A 22161-nucleotide genomic window follows, 5' to 3' on the forward strand; every position below is an offset into this window, starting at 1 on the left:
CATCGGAAAACGGCTCTGACCCCCCAGGGTTTGTCGGGGTTGCCGGCCAGCGGCCGGCACTACCGCAGATAGCGGCGCCTCAACGGACCTCGCTCACCACCGTTGGCAGCGTCCAGTGCCCGCCCGCGACGCCCCGGCACTGCCCGGTAGTGAACTCGCTGCTCTTCACGAATCGCGCGCCATCCCAAGCCCAGTCGTGGCCGGAGAAGCAGTCACCGATGCCGCGCCCACGGAAGCGCCCGCGTAGCGTCGCGTCATCGCGATCAAAGTCCTCCGCGTTGGAGGTCACGAACTTCGCCTGGTACGGTGCTTTGTCCTGCACTACCCAGTAGCCGCTGCTGAAGTTGTAGGCACCCACGAAGCAGCTGGTGCTTGCCAGCACATGCTGGGCGTCCAGTCGCTGGATCTCGATCTCATCTGTCCCGCCATCGCTCAGGCGGCCGCACTCATCCGGCTTCGGTAGGCTGGCGATCAGTGCCTTGCGCAGGCCCGGTGCGATCGCCAGTGCCGCGTCGGAGGCGCGCGGTGCCACCAGCGTGCCGCGCATGATCACTGGCACCGGCAACGCCGCAGGCACGCTCGCTTCAGCCTTGTCTCCACGCCGCACCAGCGCACCGGGCGTGCCCAGCCGGCCTTGGGCCTCGTCCATCTTCAGCAGTACGGCCGCTGCACCGCTGTCGGAGATCGGCCACGCCTTGGCCTTGCCGTCGATAATCTCGATGCGTGCCTGGCGCGGCAGTGCGGCGACCAGTGCATCGGTCTGTGCCTGCTGCAACAACACTGTGTCCCCGTCGCCGGTGTCGCGCACCGGGCCCAGGTCCTTGCCGTTCAGGTGCAGGCGCAGCGCCCCGGTCGGCGTCGGGCTTTCGCCATCCTCGCCATTGCGCAGCCGCGCGAGCACCTTCGTACCCGGGCCGCCGGCGCGCTCCAGCATCAGGCTGAGCAGGTTGCCCGCAGCTTGCGGGCTGTAGCCAGCCGCGCGGCAGGTGCGGGTGTTGTCACAGGCCAACGACCAGTCGTTGTGTTCGAATTCGACCCCGGGCCTGGGTTCAGGCGTCGCGGAGTGAGCGGCCGGGGCCACGGCGAGTGCCATCAGCGCGGTCAGCAGGGTGCGGGTCATGGATGGAAGTCCGTTCCAGGGCAGGCAAGCATGGAAGATGCGGTCGTGAAATCCAAATGCTGCTGGCCGAAGAGCCAAGGGGCCTCGTCAGCGGCGGCAGCCGACCGGGGGAGCGGTGCACGTTATGATGTGCGGGTCTTTTGTAACCGGCGATGCCGATGTCCCTTGCCGCCGATGCTGCGCAGCCGCCCTCTGATATACCGCTGATCCGCCGCCGCGATGCGGTCGTGCCCGGCAGCTGGCCAGAGGGCACGCTGCCATTGCTGGCGCGACTCTATGCCAGCCGCGGTGCGGGTACACCAGAGCTGGCGCTGCCGAAACTGGGCAGCCTCCACGCGCCCGAGCTGCTGACCGGTATCGATGATGCAGTGGGCCTGCTGATCGAGGCCATCGCCAACGACAAGCGCATCCTGGTGGTTGGCGATTTCGATTGCGATGGCGCCACCGCCTGTGCGGTCGGCGTGCGTGGCCTGCGCATGCTCGGCGCGCAACACGTCTTCCACGCGGTACCGAACCGCATGGTGCATGGCTATGGCCTGTCGCCGTCGCTGGTGGAGGAGCTGGCCGCGCTGCAGCCGGACCTGCTGGTGACCGTCGATCACGGCATCGCCTGCCATGCGGGCGTGACCGCGGCCAAGGCGCGCGGCTGGCAGGTGCTGGTCACCGACCATCACCTGCCCGGGCCGCAGTTGCCGCCGGCCGATGTCATCGTCGATCCCAATCTCGACGGTGATGCCTTCCCCAGCAAGTCACTGGCCGGCGTCGGCGTGATCTTCTACGTGCTGATGGCGCTGCGCCGGCAGATGCGCGAGGCCGGTGTCTTTGCCGATGGCAAGGGGCCAGACCTCACCACGCTGCTGGATCTGGTGGCGGTGGGCACCGTTGCGGACCTGGTAGCGCTGGACCCGAACAACCGTGCGCTGGTCAGCGCAGGCTTGCGCCGTCTGCGCGCAGGGCAGGGCTGTGTCGGCCTGCGTGCGCTGATCGAAGCCAGCGGCCGTGATGCCGCGCGGCTCACTGCCACCGACATCGGCTTCGCACTCGGCCCGCGCCTGAATGCCGCAGGCCGGCTGGAAGACATGGCGCTGGGCATCGCGCTGCTGTTGACCGAAGACCCGCGCCAGGCGCGCGAGATCGCGCAGACGCTGGAGCAGATCAACTCAGACCGCCGCACGGTGCAGCAGTCGATGACCGATGACGCCGAGCAGGCATTGACCCGGGTAGTGCTGGACATGGCCGGTCAGCGACCGGTGGCCGCCTGCCTGTTTGATGCCGACTGGCATCCCGGTGTGGTCGGCCTGGTCGCTTCGAAGATGAAGGATCGCCTGCATCGCCCGGTGATCGCCTTCGCCCCGGCCGAACCCGGCGCCGATACCCTGCGCGGGTCTGCGCGCTCGATTCCCGGGCTGCACATCCGTGACGCCCTGGCGCTGGTCGATGCGCGCCATCCGGGCCTGATCGAACGCTTCGGCGGCCACGCCATGGCGGCTGGGCTCAGCCTGCGGCGTGACCACGTTGATGACTTCAAGGCCGCCTTCGTCGCGGTGGTGCTGGAGATGCTCGATCCGGCGGCACTGCAGCAGCAGGTGCTAAGTGACGGCGAGCTGGCGGCGGACGAGCTGGACCATCGCCACGCCGATGCGTTGCGCCTGGCCGGCCCGTGGGGCCAGGGTTTCCCCGAGCCCCTGTTCGACGGCCACTTTGAAGTAGCCAACTGGCGCGTTTTGAAGGAGCGTCACCTGAAGCTGGAACTGCGCCTGCCCGGCGTACCCGGCACCATCAACGCCATCCATTTCGGCGGCTGGCACGGCAACGCGCCGAGTCGCCACGTGCATCTCGCCTATCGGCTCGCCTGCGACGACTATCGCGGCGGCAGCGCCATCCAGCTGATCGTCGAGCACTGCCTGCCCGCCTGAGAAAAAGGGGACGGAGGGGATTAAGTCGCTTGTGCCTTGTTTGCCAGTTGCGACTTAATCCCCTCCGTCCCCTTTTTGGGTCTCCCAACCCCGTTACGGCTGCTGGTGCGTTCAACGATCCACGATCCCACTGGAGTCCGGTCATGGTCTTCGCCCGTTGCTGCACCGTGTTGTTGCTGGCCCTTGCGGCCTGGCCCGCTGGCGCACAGTCGCCGCCGATCTCCCGGCCGCAGGCCGCCACCCCGCTGCTGATCGCGCCGGCGGCTGAGCAGGCGGTCCAACTGCAACACGCCCGCATCGAGGGCGAGATCCAGGCCGGCATCGCCCAGACCCGGATCACCCTGGAATTCCACAACCCGAACCGGCGCGTGCTGGAGGGCGAGCTGCAGTTCCCGCTGGCCGAGGGCCAGCAGATCAGCGGCTTCGCGCTGGATATCAACGGCGAGATGCGTGACGCGGTGCCGGTGCCGAAGGACCGCGGCCGCCAGGTGTTCGAGGAGATTGCCCGCCGCGGCGTTGACCCGGGCCTGCTGGAACAGACCGCCGGCAATCAGTTCCGGCTGCGCATCTACCCGCTGCCGGCCGGTGGTAGCCGGCGCGTGCAGCTGGTGATCCGCGAGCCATTGGCCTTCGCCGGCCAAGGCTGGCAGTGGACGCTGCCGCTGCAGTTTGCCGCCGGTGCAGCCTCGGTTGAACTGAAACTGCAGGCACCTGGCACGACCACCGCAGGTACGGCGCCATTCCGCATCAGCGCGGGCCAGCTGCAGTGGCAGGGCGAGGGGGCGCAGCTGCCGAAGCAGCTGCAGTGGGATCTGCCGGCGACCCGCCAGGCACAGGTGCAGGTGGCGCCCTGGCAGGATGGCCACTATCTACTGGCGCAGCTGCCGGTGGCGGCCAGCAGCACGCCGCGCAGACTGCCGAGCGAAATCGGCCTGCTGTGGGACGGCTCCGGTTCGGCGGGACAGCGCGAACGCACGCGCGAGTTCGCCCTGCTGGATCGCTATTTCGCCGCGCTGGGTGACGGCACCGTGGCCTTGACCGTGCTGCGCGATCGCGCCGAGCCGGTGCGTCGCTTCCGCATCCGCGCCGGCAACTGGAGTGAACTGCGCGCAGCCCTGCAGGCCGTGCGCCCGGACGGTGCCAGCGCGCTGGCACAGTGGCAGCCGCAGCCGGGCGTGAAGGAATACCTGCTGGTCAGCGATGGCCTGCTGACCTATGGGCCGGAACAGCTGCCGGCGATGGCGTCGGATCAGCGCCTGTTTGCGATCAGCAGTGCCGGTGCGCGCACTGATGCCGTGCGGCTGCGTGGTTGGAGTGAGGCGCATGGCGGTCGCTTCGTTGCGCTGGGCAAGGATGTCGATTCGGCGGCGCGCGCGCTGCTGTCGTCGCCGCTGGATGTGCAGGTCGATGCGGGGCGCGGCGTGCAGGACGTGGTGATCGATCGTCGCAGTGAAGCCCAGGGCTGGCTGTGGCTGCATGCACGACTGGCGGCCGACGGTGTGCCGATGCGGGTGCGCGTGGGTGGCGGCGAATGGCAGGCGCTGCCCGCCACGCAGAAGAGCGACGACGGAGAGCTGCTGTCCGGCCTGTGGGCGCAGGCGCGCCTGCAGCAGCTGGCCGCCGACCGCCGTGGCAACCGCGAGGCGATGCAGCGCCTGTCCCAGCAGTTTGGCCTGGTGGGGCCGGATACCTCGCTGATCGTGCTGGAGACGTTGGAGGACTACCTGCGCTATGCGATCCGCCCTTCGGACACGCTGCGCGCGGAGTACGACGCCAGGTTTGCAGTGCAGGTCAGGGATCGCGCCGCTGCTGATCGCCAGCGCCTGGATGAAGTGGCCGCCCGCTGGAAGGAGCGCCAGCAGTGGTGGAACCGCAGCTGGCCGAAGGGTGCGCCGCCGCGGGCCAGGGAAGCAGCGCTGGACGTTGCTTCGGCCGACTATCCTGCCGAGTCAGCGCCGATGGCGATGCTCGTCGCACCGGCGCCCGCGGCACCGCCCGCGCCTGCACCGATGGCCGCGGCGGCAGAACAGCGCATGCAGGCCAGCAGCGCACGCGCGCGTCGTCCGGCGCCCGCGTCGGAGAATGCACTGGATTCGATTGTGGTCACCGGCGGCTCGGTCGATGCCGCTGCAGCCGCCAACGATGGCCAGCTCGGCATCCAGCTGGCGGCCTGGCAGCCGGACTCGGCCGTCGCCCGGCGCCTGCGCCAGGGGCCGCCATCGCAGCTTTATGACCGCTATCTGGCCGAGCGCGATGCCCACGCCGACAGCAGCGCCTTCTTCCTCGATGTGGCCGACCTGCTGCTGGAGCAGGGCCAGCGCGAGCTGGCACTGCGGGTGCTGTCGAACCTGGCCGAAATGGATCTGGACAACCGCCACCTGCTGCGCGTGCTCGGTTACCGACTGATGCAGGCCGATGCTCCCGCACTGGCGGTGCCGGTGTTCGAGCAGGTGCTGGCGATGGGCCAGGAAGAACCGCAGAGCTTCCGCGACCTGGGCTTGGCGCTGGCAGCGGCCGGCAAGCCACAGCAGGCACTGGCGCCGCTGTACCAGGTGGTGGTGCGGCCGTGGGACAGCCGCTTCGATGGCATCGCCCTGATCGCGCTGGATGAGCTGACCAACCTGGTGGCCGGCAGCACGCCCCGGCTGGATACCACCGGCATCGACCCGCGCCTGTTGCAGGCGATGCCGCTGGACCTGCGCGTGGTGCTGTCGTGGGACGCCGACAACAGCGACATGGACCTGTGGGTGACCGACCCGAACGGCGAGCGCGCCTACTACGGCAACCGGATGACCTACCAGGGCGGGCAGATGTCGCAGGACTTCACCGGCGGCTATGGCCCCGAGCAGTTCTCGCTGCGCAACGCCAAGCCGGGCAAGTACAAGGTGGAGGCGAACTACTTTGGCAGCCGCCAACAGCTGGTGACCGGTGCGACAACCCTGATGCTGCGGCTGACCACCCACTGGGGCACGCCGAAGCAGAAGGATCAGATGGTGACGATGCGGCTGAAGGACCGTGCTGAGACCGTGCTGGTGGGTGATTTCGAGGTGAAGTAGTCAACTGCCCCAAGTGGCCGTCCGAGGGTGGGCCAAGGAAGACCCTCGTCGACGCCGCTCTGGGCAAGGAGGTCCTGTGTGGGGTCGGCCGCGGCCCGGCCGGCTCCCCGCGCCAAGGCGGGCATCGCCTGCCTGAATGCAGCGCCAGTGCATCATGCTGGAGCCCCGGCGCAGGCCCAGGCCCTCATTCCGGGCATCCCCGGCCTGCGGTATCATTACCAGTCATCTTTTGAATGCATAACCGCCGACATGATCGAACTGAATCCTGTCCGCCAGCGCATCACCGATCTGACCGATCGCGTGCTGTCGCTTCGGGGGTATCTTTGACTACGACGCCAAGAAAGAGCGTCTTGAAGAAGTAACGCGGGAGCTGGAAAGCCCCGACGTCTGGAACAACGCCGAGTACGCCCAGAACCTGGGCCGCGAGCGTTCCAGCCTGGAAAAGACCGTGGGCGGCATCGCCTCGGTGCTCGATGGCCTGAACGACGCCACTGAACTGCTGGAGCTGGCCGAGTCCGAGCAGGACGAGGAGACCGCACTGGCGGTGGTCGCCGACCTCGACAAGCACCAGGCGCACGTGGAGAAGCTGGAGTTCCAGCGCATGTTCTCCGGCGAGATGGACAATGCGGCCGCGTTCGTCGATATCCAGGCCGGTGCCGGTGGCACCGAAGCCCAGGACTGGGCCGAGATCCTGCTGCGCATGTACCTGCGCTGGTGCGAGTCGCGCGGCTGGAAGACCGAACTGATGGAAGTCTCCGGTGGCGACGTCGCCGGCATCAAGTCGGCCACGCTGCGCGTGGAAGGCGACTATGCCTACGGCTGGCTGAAGACCGAGACCGGCGTCCACCGCCTGGTGCGCAAGTCGCCGTTCGACTCGGACAACCGCCGCCACACCAGCTTCACCTCGGTGTTCGTGTCGCCGGAAATCGATGACAACATCGACATCACCATCAACCCGGCCGACCTGCGTACCGACGTGTACCGTTCGTCCGGTGCCGGTGGTCAGCACGTGAACAAGACCGAGTCGGCGGTGCGTATCACCCACATCCCGACCAACATCGTTGTGGCCTGCCAGACCGGCCGCAGCCAGCACCAGAACCGCGACAACGCGATGAAGATGCTGGCCGCCAAGCTGTATGAACTGGAGATCCAGAAGCGCAACGCCGAGAAGGACGCGGTGGAAGCCACCAAGTCCGACATTGGCTGGGGCAGCCAGATCCGCAACTACGTGCTGGACCAGAGCCGTATCAAGGACCTGCGTACCGGCATCGAGCGTTCAGATACGCAGAAGGTGCTGGACGGCGACCTGGACGAGTTCGTCGAGGCCAGCCTGAAGGCCGGTTTGGCCGTGGGCTCCAAGCGCGCCGATGCCTGATCGACGCGCCTGCGCGTATTTCGTCACCCTCGTGCGCAACGCCGAGGGTGGCTGATCACGCTTCCGGTAGAGCCGAGCCCATGCTCGGCTGCTGTTGGCGCAGTAGCAGACGCGTCGAGCATGGCTCAACGCTACAACTACAAAGGGTAGGACGGGCCGATGATGCGCAGCGAAAGTGAACGCAAGGAACTCGGCGGCTTCCTCAAGGCCTGCCGCGCCCGTGTCGACCCTGCCACGCTCGGCCTCCCGGCCGGGCGCCGGCGCACCCCGGGCCTGAAGCGCGAGGAAGTGGCGCTGGCGATCGGGGTCAGCGTCAGCTGGTACACCTGGATCGAGCAGGGGCGTGAAGTGCGCGCCTCTCCCGAAGTGCTTGAGCGCCTGGCACAGGTGCTGCGCATGAGTGACGACGAACGCGCCTACGCGTTCGCGCTGTCCGGCTACGGCGTGCCGCTGGAATCGCCGGACGAGAGCGTGACCGACGGCCTGCGCCAGCTGGTGGAGGCGATGCAGCCGATCCCGGCCTACGTACGCAATACCCGCTTCGACATCCTGGCCTGGAACCCGGCCATCGCCGATCTTTTCGTGGACTACAGTCAGCTGGCGCCGCATGAGCGCAACACGCTGCGGCTGATGTTCCTGTACCCGCCGTACCGCACGCTGATCCTCAACTGGGAAGAAATGACCCGCGGGCTGCTGGCGGGCTTCCGCGCGGCGATGGCGCAGGCCCCGGACAAGGCCCCGTTCCTGGCGCTGGTGGAAGACATCGCCGCGCACAGCGAAGAGTTTCGCCAATGGTGGCCGGAGCACGACGTGCGTCGGTTCGATGAAGGTGCGAAGAAGCTCAACCATCCCACGCGGGGGTTGCTGGACCTGCAGTACGTGGCGCTGGTGCCGGAGAGCCGGCACGACCTGTCACTGGTGACCTACCTGCCGCGAAAGTAGGGGTTTACGGCAGGGCTTGCAGCCCTGCACCTGCTCAACGCAACGGCCAGAGCCAGAGCTGGATTCCGTGGTTTGGCGGGGCGGTGTCGGAGTGCGGGGACGCCGCAAGTACGTCCGTGTAGGCTTGGCAGCCGCATCCATGCGGCTGACACCCCGCACTCCGACATCGCCCCGCCTTCGACAGGTTCACGCGGCTGTTGGCAACTGCGGCTTTGTTCCGCGCGGCTGTTGGTAGGTGCCGAGCTTGGTCGACACGATTTTTCTCTCAGATATCGAATGAGTCATCCACGCATGGCGTGGATCTACTGTGTCGACCAAGGTCGACACCCACCAACAGCAACGCAGAGCGCCGTCCCGACAGATCGCAGAACTCTGTCGAAGGTGGGGTGGGTCCGGTTGCGGGGGCGTGAGCCGCATGGATGCGGCGACCGAGCTTACATGGATGTACTTGCAGCGTCCCCCTCAACCGGACCCACCCCGCCAACCCACGGAATGCCAGCTTCTGCCGTTGCCGTTGCCGTTGCCTCGGCTTGGCTTGAAGCCTCTGCGGGTGCAGGGCGCAGCCCTGCCGATAACCCCATTCACACAGGTAAGTGCAGGTCACAGGATAAGCAGACGCCTTGTTGCCTCCGCCAATCGGGTCCACATTCCTGTGCAGAAGACGGGCCGCTGCCCGTTGCCGAGACAACAGGAGCCCTGCATGTCCGCTGCCCCCACCACCGCCATTTCCCGCGATCCGGCCACCGGCCAGCAGATCGCCAGCCATCCCTTCGCCACCGATGCCGAGCTGGAAACAATCCTCGATCGCGGCCAGGTCGGCTTTGCGGCCTGGAGCGTCAAGAGCCTCGAACAGCGCGCAGACGTACTGCGTGCGATGGCCGCCGTACTGCGGCGTGACCGCGAAAAGCTGGCCGCGCTGGCTACCGCCGAGATGGGCAAGGTACAGGCCGAATCGCTGGCCGAGATCGAGAAGTGTGCCGTGCTGTGCGACTGGTACGCTGACCACGGCGCGCAGTTCCTGCGCGACGAACCGACCCAGGTGCCCGACGACAAGGCCTACGTGTCCTACCTGCCGCTGGGCGTGGTGCTGGGCATCATGCCGTGGAACTTCCCGTACTGGCAGGTGATGCGTGCGGCGGTGCCGATCCTGATGGGCGGCAACGGCTTCCTGCTGAAGCCGGCCGAGAACATCGTCGGTACCGCGCAGCTGCTCGACGCGGCCTGGCGCGATGCCGGCCTGCCGGAAGGCACCTTCATCGCCGCCAACATCAGCCGCGAGGGCACCAGCCGCGCGATCGCCGATGATCGCATCGCCGCAGTGACCCTGACCGGCAGCGTGGCCGCAGGCCGCAGCATCGCCGCCCAGGCCGGGCAGGCGCTGAAGAGGGTGGTGCTGGAGCTGGGGGGCTCGGATCCGTTCATCGTACTGGCCGACGCCGATCTGGACGCCGCCGTTGATGCGGCGGTAGCCTCGCGCTTCCAGAACACCGGGCAGGTCTGCATCGCCGGAAAGCGCATCATCGTCGAAGACGCGATCTACGATCGTTTCGTGGCGCAGTTCTGCCAGAAGGTGCAGGCACTGACCATCGGCGATGGCCGCGACCCGGCCAACCGTATCGGCCCGATGGCGCGCCAGGACCTGCTGGAGCAGCTCGATGCGCAGGTACGGGCTTCGGTGGAGGCCGGTGCGCGGCTGCTGGTTGGCGGCCACCCGCTGGATCGCCCGGGAGCCTTCTATGCACCCACCGTGCTGGCCGACGTGGAGCCAGGCATGCAGGCCTTCGATACCGAGACCTTCGGGCCGGTGGCCTCGATCAGTCGCGCCCGCGACGCCGACCATGCGGTGGAACTGGCCAACCAGAGCGAATTCGGCCTGAGCGGCAACCTGTGGACCGGCGACCGCGCGCGGGCCATGCAGCTGGCGCGCCGGCTGCAGACCGGCGGCGTGTTCGTCAACGGCTTCTCCGCTTCAGACCCGCGCGTGCCGATCGGCGGCGTAAAAAAGAGCGGCTTCGGTCGTGAGCTCTCGCACTTCGGCATCCGCGAATTCGTCAACGCGCAGACGGTGTGGTTCGACAAGCGTTGACGCGCAGCTTCCCTCCTTCCTGCAACGATCCACCATCAGTCCAGCGAAAAGGACGGCATTCCAATGTCCAAGGGTTCAGATCTGCTTGTCGCCGCGCTTGAGAACGAAGGCGTCGAGCGCATTTTCGGTATCCCCGGCGAGGAAAACCTCGACGTGGTCGAGTCGCTTCGTCATTCCAGCATCGAGCTGGTCATCACCCGCCACGAGCAGGCAGCGGTGTTCATGGCCGCCACCTATGGCCGCCTGACCGGCAAGCCCGGCGTGTGCCTGGCCACGCTCGGTCCGGGCGCGCTCAACTTCACCACCGGCGCCGCCTATGCGCTGCTCGGTGCGTGGCCGGTGATCATGATCACTGGCCAGAAGGGCATCGTCGCCAGCAAGCAGGCGCGCTTCCAGATCGTCGACATCGTCGGCACGATGAAGCCGTTGACCAAGCAGGCACGGCAGATCGTCTCGGCGCGCACGATCCCGACCATCGTCCGCGAGGCGTTCCGTGTCGCCCAGGAAGAGCGGCCGGGCCCAGTGCTGCTGGAGCTGCCCGAAGACATCGCCGCCGATGAGGTCGAAGGCGTGGCGCTGGTTCCGCCGCACGCGGTGGATCGTTCCATCGCCAGTCCGGAAGCGTTGGATCGGGCGGCAGAGACCATCCGCAGTGCAAAGCGACCGCTGCTGATGATCGCTTCGGCGGCGTCGCGGCCGCAGTCCAGCGAGGCGCTGTCGGCGTTCGTGCTGCGCGCCGGTATTCCGTTCTTCACCACGCAGATGGGCAAGGGCGCGGTGGCCGGCGGCTCGGGCCTGTACATGGGCACCGCAGCGCTCACCGAGCGCGATTACGTGCACATGGCGATCGACCAGGCCGACGTGATCGTGACCATCGGCCACGAGGTCACCGAGAAGCCGCCGTTCGTGATGCGCCCGGGCGGGCCGACTGTGATCCATATCGGTTACTCGCAGGCGGCGGTGGAACAGGTGTACTTCCCGCAGGTGGAGGTGATCGGCGACATCGGCCGTTCGCTGACCCAGCTGGCCGACCGCATCGAAGGCGGGGTGCCGAATGCCGCCGCGCTGCTGCCGCTGCGCGCGACCATCCTCGAGCATCTGGCCGACCGTGCCGAGGAGGCCCGTTTCACCCCGCAGCGGCTGGTGCACGACGTGCGCCAGGTGATGCCGCCGGACGGCATCGTGGCGCTGGACAACGGCATGTACAAGATCTGGTTCGCTCGCAACTACCGTACCCAGGTGGCCAACACATTGCTGCTGGATAACGCGCTGGCGACCATGGGCGCGGGCCTGCCATCGGCGATCATGGCCTCGATCCTGTATCCACAGCGCCGGGTGCTGGCGGTGTGTGGCGATGGTGGTTTCATGATGAACAGCCAGGAGCTGGAGACGGCGCGCCGGCTGGGGCTCAACCTGGTGGTGCTGATCCTCAACGACGGCGCCTACGGCATGATCCGCTGGAAGCAGGCGGTGGATGGCTTCACCGACTACGGCATGACTTTCAGCAACCCGGATTTCGTGAAGTACGCCGAGGCCTATGGCTGCAAGGGGCATGAGGTGACCGCCATCGAGCAGTTCATCCCGACCCTGCAGGCGGCATTCAACGAGGGCGGGGTGCACCTGGTGTCCGTACCGGTCGACTACTCGGAGAACCAGCGGGTGCTGGTGGACGAGCTGCGGCAGGCGTTCCCCGGGAACGCGTAGGCGCCGATCCGCTGATGGGGTCAGATCCCTTTGCAGCGCAAAGGGATCTGACCCCTCTCCAGGCCGGGGCAGGGCGGTTTTGGTATGCTGTGGAGCCGGCCGCGCCGGGCGCAAGATCCCCCTCACTACACGATTCCCGCAGATCCATGAGCGAAGCTACCGATACCCCCCCCGTCGACGAGAACAAGTTGATCGCCGAGCGCCGTGAGAAACTCAAAGCGCTGCGTGGGCAGGGCATCGCGTACCCGAACGATTTCCGTCGTGAGGACTTCGCCGGCCGCCTGCAGGAAGAATTCGCCGATGCCGAGCAGTGGACCGCCGAGGCGCTGGAAGGCAACGGCCGCCAGGTGAAGATGGCCGGCCGCCTGATGGCCAAGCGCATCATGGGCAAGGCGAGCTTCGCGCAGATCCAGGACGAGTCCGGCCGCATCCAGCTGTTCCTGCAGGGGGCCGTGCTGGGCGATGCCTACACCGCGTTCAAGGGCTGGGACGTGGGCGACATCATCGCCGTCGAAGGCGGCCTGACCCGGACCAAGACCGGCGAGCTGTCGGTCAAGGCCGAGTCGATCCGCCTGCTGACCAAGTCGCTGCGTCCGTTGCCGGACAAGTGGCATGGCCTGGCCGACGTCGAGCAGCGTTACCGCCAGCGTTACGTCGACCTGATCGTCACCCCGGAGTCGCGCGCGGTCTTCATCAAGCGCTCGAAGATCATCCGCGCCATGCGTGCGTGGCTGGACAACCGCGACTTCCTGGAAGTCGAAACGCCGATGATGCACTACATCCCCGGCGGCGCGGCGGCCAAGCCGTTCACCACCCACCACAACGCGCTGGACCTGGACCTGTACCTGCGCGTGGCGCCGGAGCTGTACCTCAAGCGCCTGACCGTGGGCGGCCTGGAGCGCGTGTACGAGATCAACCGCAACTTCCGCAACGAAGGCGTCAGCACCCGCCACAATCCGGAATTCACCATGATGGAGCTGTACGAGGCCTATGCCACGTACAACGAGATCATGGACCTGACCGAAGGCGTGATCCGTGACGTGGCCAGGACGGTCAACGGCAGCACCGAGGTCGAGTGGGACGGAGCGAAGATCGACCTGGGCCCGGCGTTCCGCCGCTGGCGCATGGACGAAGCCGTGCGCCACCACAACCCGGAAATCTCGGTTGCCGACTGCACCGACCGTGACGCGCTGCTGCGCCATTGCGAGCGCTTGAACATCCGCGTCAAGCCGTCCTACGGCTGGGGCAAGCTGCTGCTTGAGATCTTCGAGGCCACCGTCGAGCACACCCTGATCCAGCCGACCTTCATCACCGACCATCCGGTGGAAGTCTCGCCGCTGGCCCGTGCCAACGACAATGATCCGGGCTACACCGACCGCTTCGAGCTGTTCGTCAACGGCAAGGAGCTGGCCAATGGCTTCTCCGAGTTGAACGACCCGGAAGACCAGGCCCAGCGCTTCCAGGCCCAGGTGGCCGCGAAGGAAGGTGGCGACGATGAGGCCATGCACTACGACGCCGACTACATCCGTGCGCTGGAGTACGGCATGGCCCCGACCGGCGGCCTCGGCATCGGCGTCGATCGTCTGGTGATGCTGCTGACCGGCAGCAGCTCGATCCGCGATGTGCTGCTGTTCCCGTACATGCGTCCGGAGCAGTAAGTCGCGTTTTTGACTCCCGATTGTGCGCGCCGTCCCGAAACGAGACGGCGCGATTGACGCGTCCCGCACTCGGCGTATCGTAATTGCACTACCTTGACGCCTGTTATGGCTTGATCGGCGTCAGGGGAGGGCACGGTGTGGGGAGTCCGCTTCACATTGTGATGACGATCATGAATCGGGACGCATGACACGGGAGTCAGGCCGATGCAGGGTGCGAGCGTTCGCAGCGGCAGAGTATCCTCGCCTGCTGATGATCCAGCGTGGTCGAAAAACCAGGCAGAGTACGCGTTGAATATCGTCATCGTTGATGACCAGACTTCCGCCCGGACGATGCTGCGTCACGTCATCGAAGACATCGCGCCGGAACTGAGCGTGTATGACTTCGGCGATCCGCTGACCGCATTGGCCTGGTGCGAAGCCCATCCGGTCGACCTGCTGCTGCTCGATTACCGTATGCCGGAGATGGATGGGCTGGAGTTCGCCCGTCGTTTCCGTCGCCTGCCCAAGCACCGCGACATTCCGGTGATCCTGATCACCGTGGTCGGTGACGAGCCGATCCGCCAGGCGGCACTGGAAGCCGGCGTCATCGACTTCCTGGTCAAGCCGATCCGCCCGCGCGAACTGCGTGCGCGCTGCTACAACCTGCTGCAGCTGCGCCAGCAGACCGAGAACGTGAAGCAACGGGCGCTGTCGCTGGAGCAGCGCCTGCTGGCCAGCATGCATGAGGTCGAAGAGCGGGAGCGCGAAACGCTGTCGCGGCTGGCGCGCGCGATCGAGTTCCGTGATGCCGGCACCAGCGCCTACCTGGAGCGCATGGCACGTGTGGCCGGCCTGATTGCCGAACAGCTCGGGCTGCCCGAGGAGGAGGTGCGCCTGATCGAAATGGCTGCGCCGCTGCATGACATGGGCAAGATCGCCATTCCCGATGCGGTGCTGCTCAAGCAGGGCAAGCTCAACGAGGAGGAGCTGGCGATCATGCGCCGGCACCCGCGGATTGGCCATGAACTGCTGAGCGGCAGCCAGAATCGTTTCATCCAGGTTGGCGCGTTGATCGCACTGCGTCATCATGAGCGCTACGACGGCAGCGGCTATCCTGATGGGCTGGTCGGCGATGCGATTCCGCTGGAAGCGCGCATCGTGGCTGTCGCCGATGTTTTCGACGCCCTGATTTCGCCCCGTCCGTACAAGGAAGCATGGACCATGGAAGCCACCCTGGCTTATCTCTACGCCCAGCGTGGCCGGCTGTTCGATCCCCGATGCGTGGACGCGCTGCTGCGCGGCCGCGAACAGCTGGACCAGATCTGCGCCGAGCATTCGATGGCGTCCGCGCGCCCGGGGCTGGGCGCGTGAAACGGCTGTTGTCGCAGCTGCGGCTGCGCCTGTCCCAGCGCCAGGACAGCGAACACGGCCAGCAGATCGTCCGTATTGTCCTGATCAGCTTGATCCTGGCCTACGTGCTGTTGCCGGCGCCGCGCCACGACCTGCCGCACACGCAGTACGTGGGCGTGCTGGCGATCGTATTGACCGGCCTGAGCCTGTCGCTGCTGTTGTTCGGCTGGCTGCTGTGGCGGCCGGCGCGTTCCGATCCCCGCCGCGTGCTGGGCATGCTCGCCGACTATGGCCTGATCGCTGCCGGCATGGTGCAGATGGGCGAGCCCCTGGCCTGGGTCTACATCGTGGTGATGTGGGTGACGGTCGGCAACGGCATGCGCTTCGGCCACCACTACCTGTACGTGGCGGTGGCGATGGCGATGGTGAGCTTCGGTTGCACGGTGCTGCTGACGCCTTACTGGCAACAGAATTTCCGTCTGGCCATCGGCCTCTGGCTCGGCCTGGCGGCGGTGCCGCTGTACTTCTCGACGCTGCTGCGGCAGCTGACCGAAGCGATGGCCGAGGCGCGCCGTGCCAGCGAGGCCAAGAGCCGTTTCCTGGCCAACATGAGCCACGAGTTCCGCACGCCGTTGAACGGCCTCAACGGCATGACCGAAGTGCTGGCGACCACGCGCCTGGACGATGAGCAGCGCGAGTGCCTCAACACCATCCAGGCGTCGTCGCGCAGCCTGCTGGCGCTGGTGGAGGAAGTGCTGGACATCTCGGCCATCGAGGCCGGCAAGCTGCGCGTGGTGGCCGAAGACTTCGCCGTGGCCGACGTGATCCAGGCGATCGGGCTGATCCTGTTGCCGCAGGCCAAGGCCAAGCGCCTGGAGTACCGGGTGACGGTGGCTGACGGTGTACCGCCACGCGTGCGCGGGGACGTCGGGCACCTGCGGCAGATCCTGCTGAACCTGGCCGGCAACGCGGTCAAGTTCACCGATCACGGCCGGGTCGAAATCCGTGTCAGCGTGGTGCAGGCCGATACCAGTGGCGCGGTGCGGCTGCGCTTCGACATCCTCGACACCGGCATCGGCGTGGCCCCGGCCATGCGTGCGCGGCTGTTCGATGCCTTCGAGCAGGCTGACGTCAGCATGGCGCGTCGCCACGAGGGCACCGGGCTGGGCACAACCATCGCCAAGGGCCTGGTCGAGGCGATGGACGGTGACATCGGCTATCTGGAAAACCCGCCGCGCGGCAGCCACTTCTGGGTCGAGTTGCCGTTCGCGCCGCCGCAGCCGCAGGTGCCGGGTGCGGTGCCGAGCCTGACCGGCGACGACGACGTGGGGCCGGGCGGCAACGTGATCGCATTTGCCGACCCGTTCCTGCGCCATCGCGCCCGCGTGCGCAGCATGCAGATCCTGGTGGCCGACGACCACGAGGCCAACCGCATGGTCCTGCAGCGCCTGCTGCAGAAGGCCGGGCATCGCGTGCTGTGCGTGGATGGCGGTGAGGCGGTGCTGGATGCGCTGGCCGACAGTGAGTTCGACGCGGTCATCGTCGACCTGCACATGCCGGGCATGAGCGGGCTGGACATGCTGAAGGAGTTGCGGGTGATGCAGGCCGGCGGCGGACCGCGCACGCCGGTGCTGGTGCTCAGCGCCGATGTCACGCCCGAGGCGATCCAGCGCTGTACCCAGGCTGGGGCGCATGCGTTCCTGGCCAAGCCCGTGGTGGCGGTGCGCCTGCTCGATACCCTGGCCGAGATCGCCAGCAACGCCCAGCTGAAGACCATGGCCGCACCGGTGGTGCGACCGATGGCGCTGCAGGATGGGGTGCTCGACAGCAGCGTGCTGGACGAGCTGGCCTCGCTGGGCATGGGCGAGGGCTTCGAACGTGAGTTCATCCGCCAATGCCTGGAGGACGTGGCGGGCTGCATGGGCAAGGCCGAGCAGGCCGGTGAGGCCACGCAGTGGGATGTGTTCCGCGAACAATCCCACGCGATCAAGGGCGTGGCCAGCAACCTTGGCCTGATGCGCGCGTCCAACCGTGCCGGCGAGCTGATGCGGATGGCCGACTGGCAGCTGAAGACCGAATGGCGCCAGCGCCTGGGCATCCTGCAGGAGGCGATCAAGGAAGGCCGGCGCGCGCTGGAGGCACGGGCCGAACGCCGGCTGCGCGGCGCTGCCGACGATGGCGAGGCGCGTTGAACCACGGCAGGGTGCATAAAAAAAGCCCGGTGGCCAACCGGGCTTGAACCCATCCTGGGGGAGGGATGAATCAGGCCGCGTCGAGGCTGGCGCGACGGGTCTGGGCCTTGATCAGGCGGTCCATGGTGCGCAGCGAACGGTCGCCGAGGGCCAGGGCGGAATCGACCCATACCTTGGTGATCTCCAGCAGTTCGTCGTAGCTGACCGGCTGGGCGATGGCGCGTGCGGCGTTCATCGCCAGATAGGACTGCGGTGTGCGCTGCTGCTGGCGGATCAGGTCTTCCACCGCCGCCCGGCCTTCGCCCTTCTTCACCAGCACGTCGACCACGCCCATCGCATGCATCTCCTCGGCGCTGTAGACCCGGCCGTCGAGGATGATCTTCTCGGCCAGGTGGGGGGACACGCGCCTGCACAGGAAGGAGTACGCACCCATGCCCGGGAACAGGCCGAACAGCACCTCCGGCAGGCCCAGTCCGCTGCCTTCCTCGGCGACGATGGTGTGGCAGGCCAGGGCCATTTCCAGGCCGCCGCCGAGGGCGTCACCCTGGATCAGCGCGATCGAACGGACGTCGCCGCCGAACCCGGTGTGCAGGTGGTGCACGCCCTCCACGCAGCGCTGGGCATAGTTCAGCAGGAGGTCGCGGTTGCCTTCGCGGATCAGGCGGGTGAACAGGTCCAGGTCGCCGCCCAGGTTGTAGGCGACGGCATCGGAGGCCAGCACGAAATGCCGCAATGTTCCGCTGTGGCGTTCGGCAGGGCTGCGGGTGATGGCCGCCATGTAGCTCCACATCTCGTCGAGCATGTCCTTGCGGCAGCAGGGGCGGATCCCGGTGGCGGCATCGGCGTGCATGAACAGCCAGTGGGCAGCGCCGCCGGCGCTGTCTTCGGTGCGGATGGTGGCGAACGGTGAGCCGCTTGAAGGCAGCTTTTCGATGGTACTCATGGAAGGGTCCTCGGCATGCGGCCCGCAGTGTCAGGTGGGTGGCCGGCGGGCCGAACGGTCCACACACGCGGCGATGCTACACCGCCCCAGGGGCGTCGCATGCGAAAGGGCCCGGGACGTTTCCGCCCCGGGCCCTGCATCGTTCAAATTGCCGCAAACCCTTACTGGGCGGGCGTATCGCGGAGTTCGCGACGGAGGATCTTGCCGACATTGGTCTTCGGCAGCTCCTTTCGGAATTCAACGATTTTGGGGTGCTTGTAGCCGGTCAGGTTGGCCCGGGCATGCTCCTTGACCATTTCGGCGGTCAGGTTCGGGTCCTTCTTCACGATGACCACCTTGACCACTTCCCCGGACTTTTCGTCCGGCACGCCGACCGCGGCCACTTCCAGCACGCCCGGCATCATCGCGATCACGTCCTCGACTTCATTCGGGTACACGTTGAAGCCGGACACCAGGATCATGTCCTTCTTGCGGTCGACGATGTAGAAGAAGCCGTGTTCGTCCATCTTCGCCATGTCGCCGGTATGCAACCAGCCGTCGGCATCGATCGCCTTGGCGGTTTCCTCCGGGCGCTGCCAGTAGCCCTTCATCACCTGCGGGCCCTTGATGCAGAGCTCGCCGACCTCGCCCAGCGGCAGGATGGCGCTGTTGTCGTCCTTGATGCAGGCATCGGTGGACGGGATCGGCAGGCCGATCGAGCCGTTGTATTCGGTCAGGGTGAGCGGGTTGATGCAGGCCGCCGGCGAGGTCTCGGTCAGGCCATACGCCTCCACCAGGGTCACCCCGGTGACCTTCTTCCAACGCTCGGCCACGGCGCGTTGCACCGCCATGCCGCCGCCCAGGGTGACCTTCAGCGAGGAAAAGTCGACCGTGTCGAAGCCGGGGGTGTTGAGCAGGCCATTGAACAGCGTGTTGACGCCGGTGATGGCGGTGAAGCGCACCGACTTGAGCTCCTTGACGAAGCCCTTCATGTCACGCGGATTGGTGATCAGGTGGTTGCAGCCACCGAACTTCATGAAGACCAGCCCGTTCGCGGTCAGTGCGAAGATGTGGTACAGCGGCAGGGCGGTGATGATCCACTCCTTGCCCATCTCGATGCCCGACGCACTGATCCAGGCCGAGGCCTGCTGCATGTTGGCGATCAGGTTGCGGTTGGTCAGCATCGCGCCCTTGGCCACGCCGGTGGTGCCGCCGGTGTACTGCAGGAATGCAATGTCGTCGTGGTCGATCTCGACCTGGGGCAGGCTGTGGCGGCTGCCGATCTTCAGCGCCTGGCGGAAGCGCACCGCGCCCTTGAGATGGTAGTTGGGCACCATCTTCTTGATGTACTTCAGCACGAAGTTGACGATCACGCCCTTGGCGCCAAGCAGGTCGCCCAGGCCGGTGGTGATCACGTGCTTGACCGGCGTATCGGCGATGACCTGCTCGACGGTGTCGCCGAAGTTGTCGACCACCACCAGTGCGGTCACGCCGGCATCGATCAGCTGGTGCTTGAGCTCGCGCGCGGTGTACAACGGATTGACATTGACCACGGTCAGGCCGGCGCGCAGCACGCCGAAGGTGGCCACCGGGTACTGCAGGCAGTTGGGCATCATCAGGGCGACGCGGTCACCCTTCTTGAGCTTGAGCTCTCCCAGCAGGTAGGCCGCGAACTGATTGACCAGCGCGTCGGTCTCGCCATAGGTGAGGACCTTGCCGAAGCTGGAGTAGGCGGGACGGTCGCGGAATTTCGCGACGGAAGCGTCGAAGACCGAAGCTACCGAATGGAACTCGTTGACGTCGATCTCGGCGGGAACGCCTTTCGGATAGCTCTGCAGCCAGGGACGATCCAGACTCATATTCCCCCTCCAGGAATCGTGATGTATTAGGTTCCGGCCCTGAGCGTATCGACAACGGCCGGTCATTGCAGCATACCCCGCCGTAGGGAAAACGCGAAGAGGCCCCGAAGGGCCTCTTTGCTGGGTAGTGCCGGCCGCTGGCCGGCATCTGTGCTCGATCGGGATTCCGGTTGGTGCCGGCCAGCGGCCGGCACTACCGTGGCGCCAACCGGGCCGCTTGCGTCAGCCCTGCTTGCGCACCGGTGCGCCGTTGGCCTTGTAGTACGGCGCAGTGCTGCGGGCCAGCGGGGTGCGGCCGCGGATCACGTCGGCCAGCTTCTCGGCCATCATGATGGTCGGCGCGTTGAGGTTGCCGGTCACCACCTGCGGCATGATCGAGGCATCGACGATGCGGAGGCCTTCCAGGCCGTGCACGCGACCCTGGCCATCGACCACCGCCATCGGGTCATCGGCATGGCCCATCTTGTTCGAGCACGACGGGTGGTAGGCGGTCTCGGCATGCTCGCGCACGAATGCATCGATCTGCGCGTCGGTCTGCAGTGCACTGCCCGGCGAGATCTCGCGGCCGCTGTACGGGGCCAGCGCCGGCTGCGCGAAGATCTCGCGGGTGATGCGGATCGCCGCGCGGAATTCGCGCCAGTCCTGCTCGTGCGACATGTAGTTGAACAGGATGCTCGGATGTTCGCGCGGGTCCTTCGAGCGCACATGGATGCGGCCACGGCTGGGCGAGCGCATCGAGCCGACGTGCATCTGGAAGCTGTGCGCCTTGATCGGGTTGGAGCCGTTGTAGTTGATCGCCACCGGCAGGAAGTGGTACTGCAGGTTCGGCCAGTCGAACTCGGCGTCGCTGCGGATGAAGCCACCGGCCTCGAACTGGTTGCTGGCGCCGATGCCGGTGCCCAGGAACAGCCACTCGGCACCGATCGCCGGCTGGTTGTACAGCTTCAGCGCCGGCGCCAGCGACACCGGCTTCTTGCATTCGTACTGCAGGTACATCTCAAGGTGATCCTGCAGGTTGGCGCCGACGCCGGGCAGGTGGTGCACCAGGTCGATGTCGAGGCTGCGCAGCAGGTCGGCCGGGCCGACGCCCGAGCGCTGCAGGATCTGCGGCGAGGCGATGGCGCCGCCGCACAGCAGCACCTCGCGGCGGGCGGTGGCACGCTGCGGCTGGTCGTGGTGCAGCCACTGCACGCCCACCGCGCGCTTGCCCGAGAACAGGATGCGGTCGGTCAGCGCGTGGGTGACGATGGTCAGGTTCGGGCGTGGCTTGGCCAGGTCCAGGTAGCCGCGGGCGGTGCTGGAGCGACGGCCGTTCGGGGTCACCGTGCGGTCCATCGGGCCGAAGCCTTCCTGCTGGTAGCCGTTGAGGTCGTCGGTGCGCGGGTAGCCGGCCTGCACCCCGGCCTCGACCATCGCAGCGAACAGTTCGTTGTTGCCGGCCTTGGGCGTGGTCACGCGCAGCGGGCCGTCACCGCCGTGGTAGTCATTGGGGCCGATGTCGCGGGTTTCGGCCTTGCGGAAGTAGGGCAGGCAGTCGAGGTAGGTCCAGTCTTCCAGGCCCGGCATGCTGGCCCAGTTGTCGTAGTCCATCGCGTTGCCGCGGATGTAGCACATGCCGTTGATCAGCGACGAGCCACCCAGGCCCTTGCCGCGGCCGCAGTCCATGCGGCGGTTGTTCATGAAGGGCTCCGGATCGGTCTTGTACGCCCAGTTGTAGCGCTTGCCCTGCAGCGGGAAGGCCAGCGCCGCCGGCATCTGGGTACGGAAGTCGAGCCGGTAGTCCGGGCCACCGGCTTCCAGCAGCAGCACGCTGACATCGGCATCTTCGGTGAGGCGGGTCGCCAGCACGTTGCCGGCCGAACCGGCGCCGATGATGATGTAGTCGTACTCGTTATGGGTGCTCATGGGTGTCTCCTGCAGGCCGGGGCGCGCTGCATGCAGGCGTCCCGGCGGAATGTCGGATCGGCGCGGAGGCCGGACGATGGGGCGTGCTCGGGGCGCG

Annotated in this window: 14 protein-coding genes; 10 read left to right on the forward strand and 4 right to left on the reverse strand. The window is 66.9% G+C overall.

The genetic code is table 11. From position 1 onward, the window contains the following. Positions 1–79 precede the first annotated feature (79 nt). Positions 80–1120, reverse strand: coding sequence for a DUF1176 domain-containing protein (locus ACSDHM_RS07975; RefSeq protein ID WP_072168994.1), 1041 nt, complete (start codon positions 1118–1120; stop codon positions 80–82). Positions 1121–1278: 158 nt separating this feature from the next. Between ACSDHM_RS07975 and recJ the strand changes: the two genes are divergently transcribed. The 10 genes from recJ (at position 1279) to ACSDHM_RS08025 (ending at position 17378) form a co-directional block, all read left to right on the forward strand. Then, positions 1279–3036 (forward strand): single-stranded-DNA-specific exonuclease RecJ, encoded by a 1758-nt coding sequence (gene recJ, locus ACSDHM_RS07980; protein ID WP_439426845.1) that lies wholly within the window; start codon positions 1279–1281, stop codon positions 3034–3036. Positions 3037–3179: 143 nt separating this feature from the next. Further along, on the forward strand, positions 3180–6092 hold the full coding sequence (locus tag ACSDHM_RS07985) for a VIT domain-containing protein (protein WP_336357218.1): 2913 nt from the start codon (positions 3180–3182) through the stop codon (positions 6090–6092). A 78-nt stretch (positions 6093–6170) separates the two neighbouring features. Next, positions 6171–6419 (forward strand): hypothetical protein, encoded by a 249-nt coding sequence (locus tag ACSDHM_RS07990; RefSeq protein ID WP_172412160.1) that lies wholly within the window; start codon positions 6171–6173, stop codon positions 6417–6419. Then, positions 6342–7467, forward strand: a protein-coding gene (gene prfB, locus ACSDHM_RS07995) for a peptide chain release factor 2 (protein ID WP_111008336.1) whose coding sequence is annotated in 2 segments (ribosomal slippage) — positions 6342–6416 and positions 6418–7467 — 1125 coding nt in all. Because the reading frame shifts where the segments join, the coding sequence is not laid out codon by codon here. Before ACSDHM_RS07990 ends, prfB begins: the two co-directional genes overlap by 78 nt. Positions 7468–7626: 159 nt before the next feature. Continuing rightward, positions 7627–8409, forward strand: a complete 783-nt coding sequence (locus ACSDHM_RS08000) for a helix-turn-helix transcriptional regulator (protein WP_019661470.1) — start codon at positions 7627–7629, stop codon at positions 8407–8409. A 700-nt stretch (positions 8410–9109) separates the two neighbouring features. Then, positions 9110–10495, forward strand: coding sequence for an NAD-dependent succinate-semialdehyde dehydrogenase (locus tag ACSDHM_RS08005; RefSeq protein WP_111007658.1), 1386 nt, complete (start codon positions 9110–9112; stop codon positions 10493–10495). A gap of 63 nt (positions 10496–10558) precedes the next feature. Continuing rightward, a complete protein-coding gene (locus ACSDHM_RS08010; RefSeq protein ID WP_439426846.1) occupies positions 10559–12199 on the forward strand; it encodes an acetolactate synthase large subunit in 1641 nt (546 codons plus the stop codon). 146 nt (positions 12200–12345) lie between these two features. Beyond that, a complete protein-coding gene (gene lysS, locus ACSDHM_RS08015) occupies positions 12346–13857 on the forward strand; it encodes a lysine--tRNA ligase (RefSeq protein WP_072168989.1) in 1512 nt (503 codons plus the stop codon). Between the two features lie 204 nt (positions 13858–14061). Continuing rightward, a complete protein-coding gene (locus ACSDHM_RS08020) occupies positions 14062–15207 on the forward strand; it encodes a response regulator (RefSeq protein WP_049435901.1) in 1146 nt (381 codons plus the stop codon). After that, positions 15204–17378, forward strand: coding sequence for a response regulator (locus ACSDHM_RS08025; protein ID WP_227837238.1), 2175 nt, complete (start codon positions 15204–15206; stop codon positions 17376–17378). Before ACSDHM_RS08020 ends, ACSDHM_RS08025 begins: the two co-directional genes overlap by 4 nt. Positions 17379–17448: 70 nt before the next feature. Here the strand turns inward: ACSDHM_RS08025 and ACSDHM_RS08030 are convergent, their stop codons facing one another. The 3 genes from ACSDHM_RS08030 to betA all read right to left on the reverse strand — a co-directional run bounded on the left by ACSDHM_RS08030 (position 17449) and on the right by betA (position 22064). Beyond that, positions 17449–18321, reverse strand: a complete 873-nt coding sequence (locus ACSDHM_RS08030) for a crotonase/enoyl-CoA hydratase family protein (RefSeq protein ID WP_439426847.1) — start codon at positions 18319–18321, stop codon at positions 17449–17451. A gap of 161 nt (positions 18322–18482) precedes the next feature. Next, positions 18483–20159, reverse strand: a complete 1677-nt coding sequence (locus ACSDHM_RS08035) for a long-chain fatty acid--CoA ligase (protein WP_065177624.1) — start codon at positions 20157–20159, stop codon at positions 18483–18485. A 222-nt stretch (positions 20160–20381) separates the two neighbouring features. Then, entirely contained in the window at positions 20382–22064 is a 1683-nt protein-coding gene (gene betA, locus ACSDHM_RS08040) for a choline dehydrogenase (protein ID WP_072168986.1), read from the reverse strand. Between the last annotated feature and the right edge of the window lie 97 nt (positions 22065–22161).

Source organism: Stenotrophomonas sp. T8 (genome assembly GCF_051853085.1).
GTDB lineage: Bacteria > Pseudomonadota > Gammaproteobacteria > Xanthomonadales > Xanthomonadaceae > Stenotrophomonas > Stenotrophomonas sepilia.

Excerpts from the sequence above, each read along its gene's own strand:
- betA (WP_072168986.1), bottom strand. The coding sequence starts at position 22,064 with ATGAGCACCCATAACGAGTACGACTACATCATCATCGGCGCCGGTTCG.
- recJ (WP_439426845.1), top strand. The coding sequence starts at position 1,279 with ATGTCCCTTGCCGCCGATGCTGCGCAGCCGCCCTCTGATATACCGCTG.
- ACSDHM_RS07985 (WP_336357218.1), top strand. The coding sequence starts at position 3,180 with ATGGTCTTCGCCCGTTGCTGCACCGTGTTGTTGCTGGCCCTTGCGGCC.
- ACSDHM_RS08005 (WP_111007658.1), top strand. The coding sequence starts at position 9,110 with ATGTCCGCTGCCCCCACCACCGCCATTTCCCGCGATCCGGCCACCGGC.
- ACSDHM_RS08010 (WP_439426846.1), top strand. The coding sequence starts at position 10,559 with ATGTCCAAGGGTTCAGATCTGCTTGTCGCCGCGCTTGAGAACGAAGGC.
- lysS (WP_072168989.1), top strand. The coding sequence starts at position 12,346 with ATGAGCGAAGCTACCGATACCCCCCCCGTCGACGAGAACAAGTTGATC.
- ACSDHM_RS08000 (WP_019661470.1), top strand. The coding sequence starts at position 7,627 with ATGATGCGCAGCGAAAGTGAACGCAAGGAACTCGGCGGCTTCCTCAAG.
- ACSDHM_RS07975 (WP_072168994.1), bottom strand. The coding sequence starts at position 1,120 with ATGACCCGCACCCTGCTGACCGCGCTGATGGCACTCGCCGTGGCCCCG.
- ACSDHM_RS08020 (WP_049435901.1), top strand. The coding sequence starts at position 14,062 with ATGCAGGGTGCGAGCGTTCGCAGCGGCAGAGTATCCTCGCCTGCTGAT.
- ACSDHM_RS08030 (WP_439426847.1), bottom strand. The coding sequence starts at position 18,321 with ATGAGTACCATCGAAAAGCTGCCTTCAAGCGGCTCACCGTTCGCCACC.
- ACSDHM_RS08035 (WP_065177624.1), bottom strand. The coding sequence starts at position 20,159 with ATGAGTCTGGATCGTCCCTGGCTGCAGAGCTATCCGAAAGGCGTTCCC.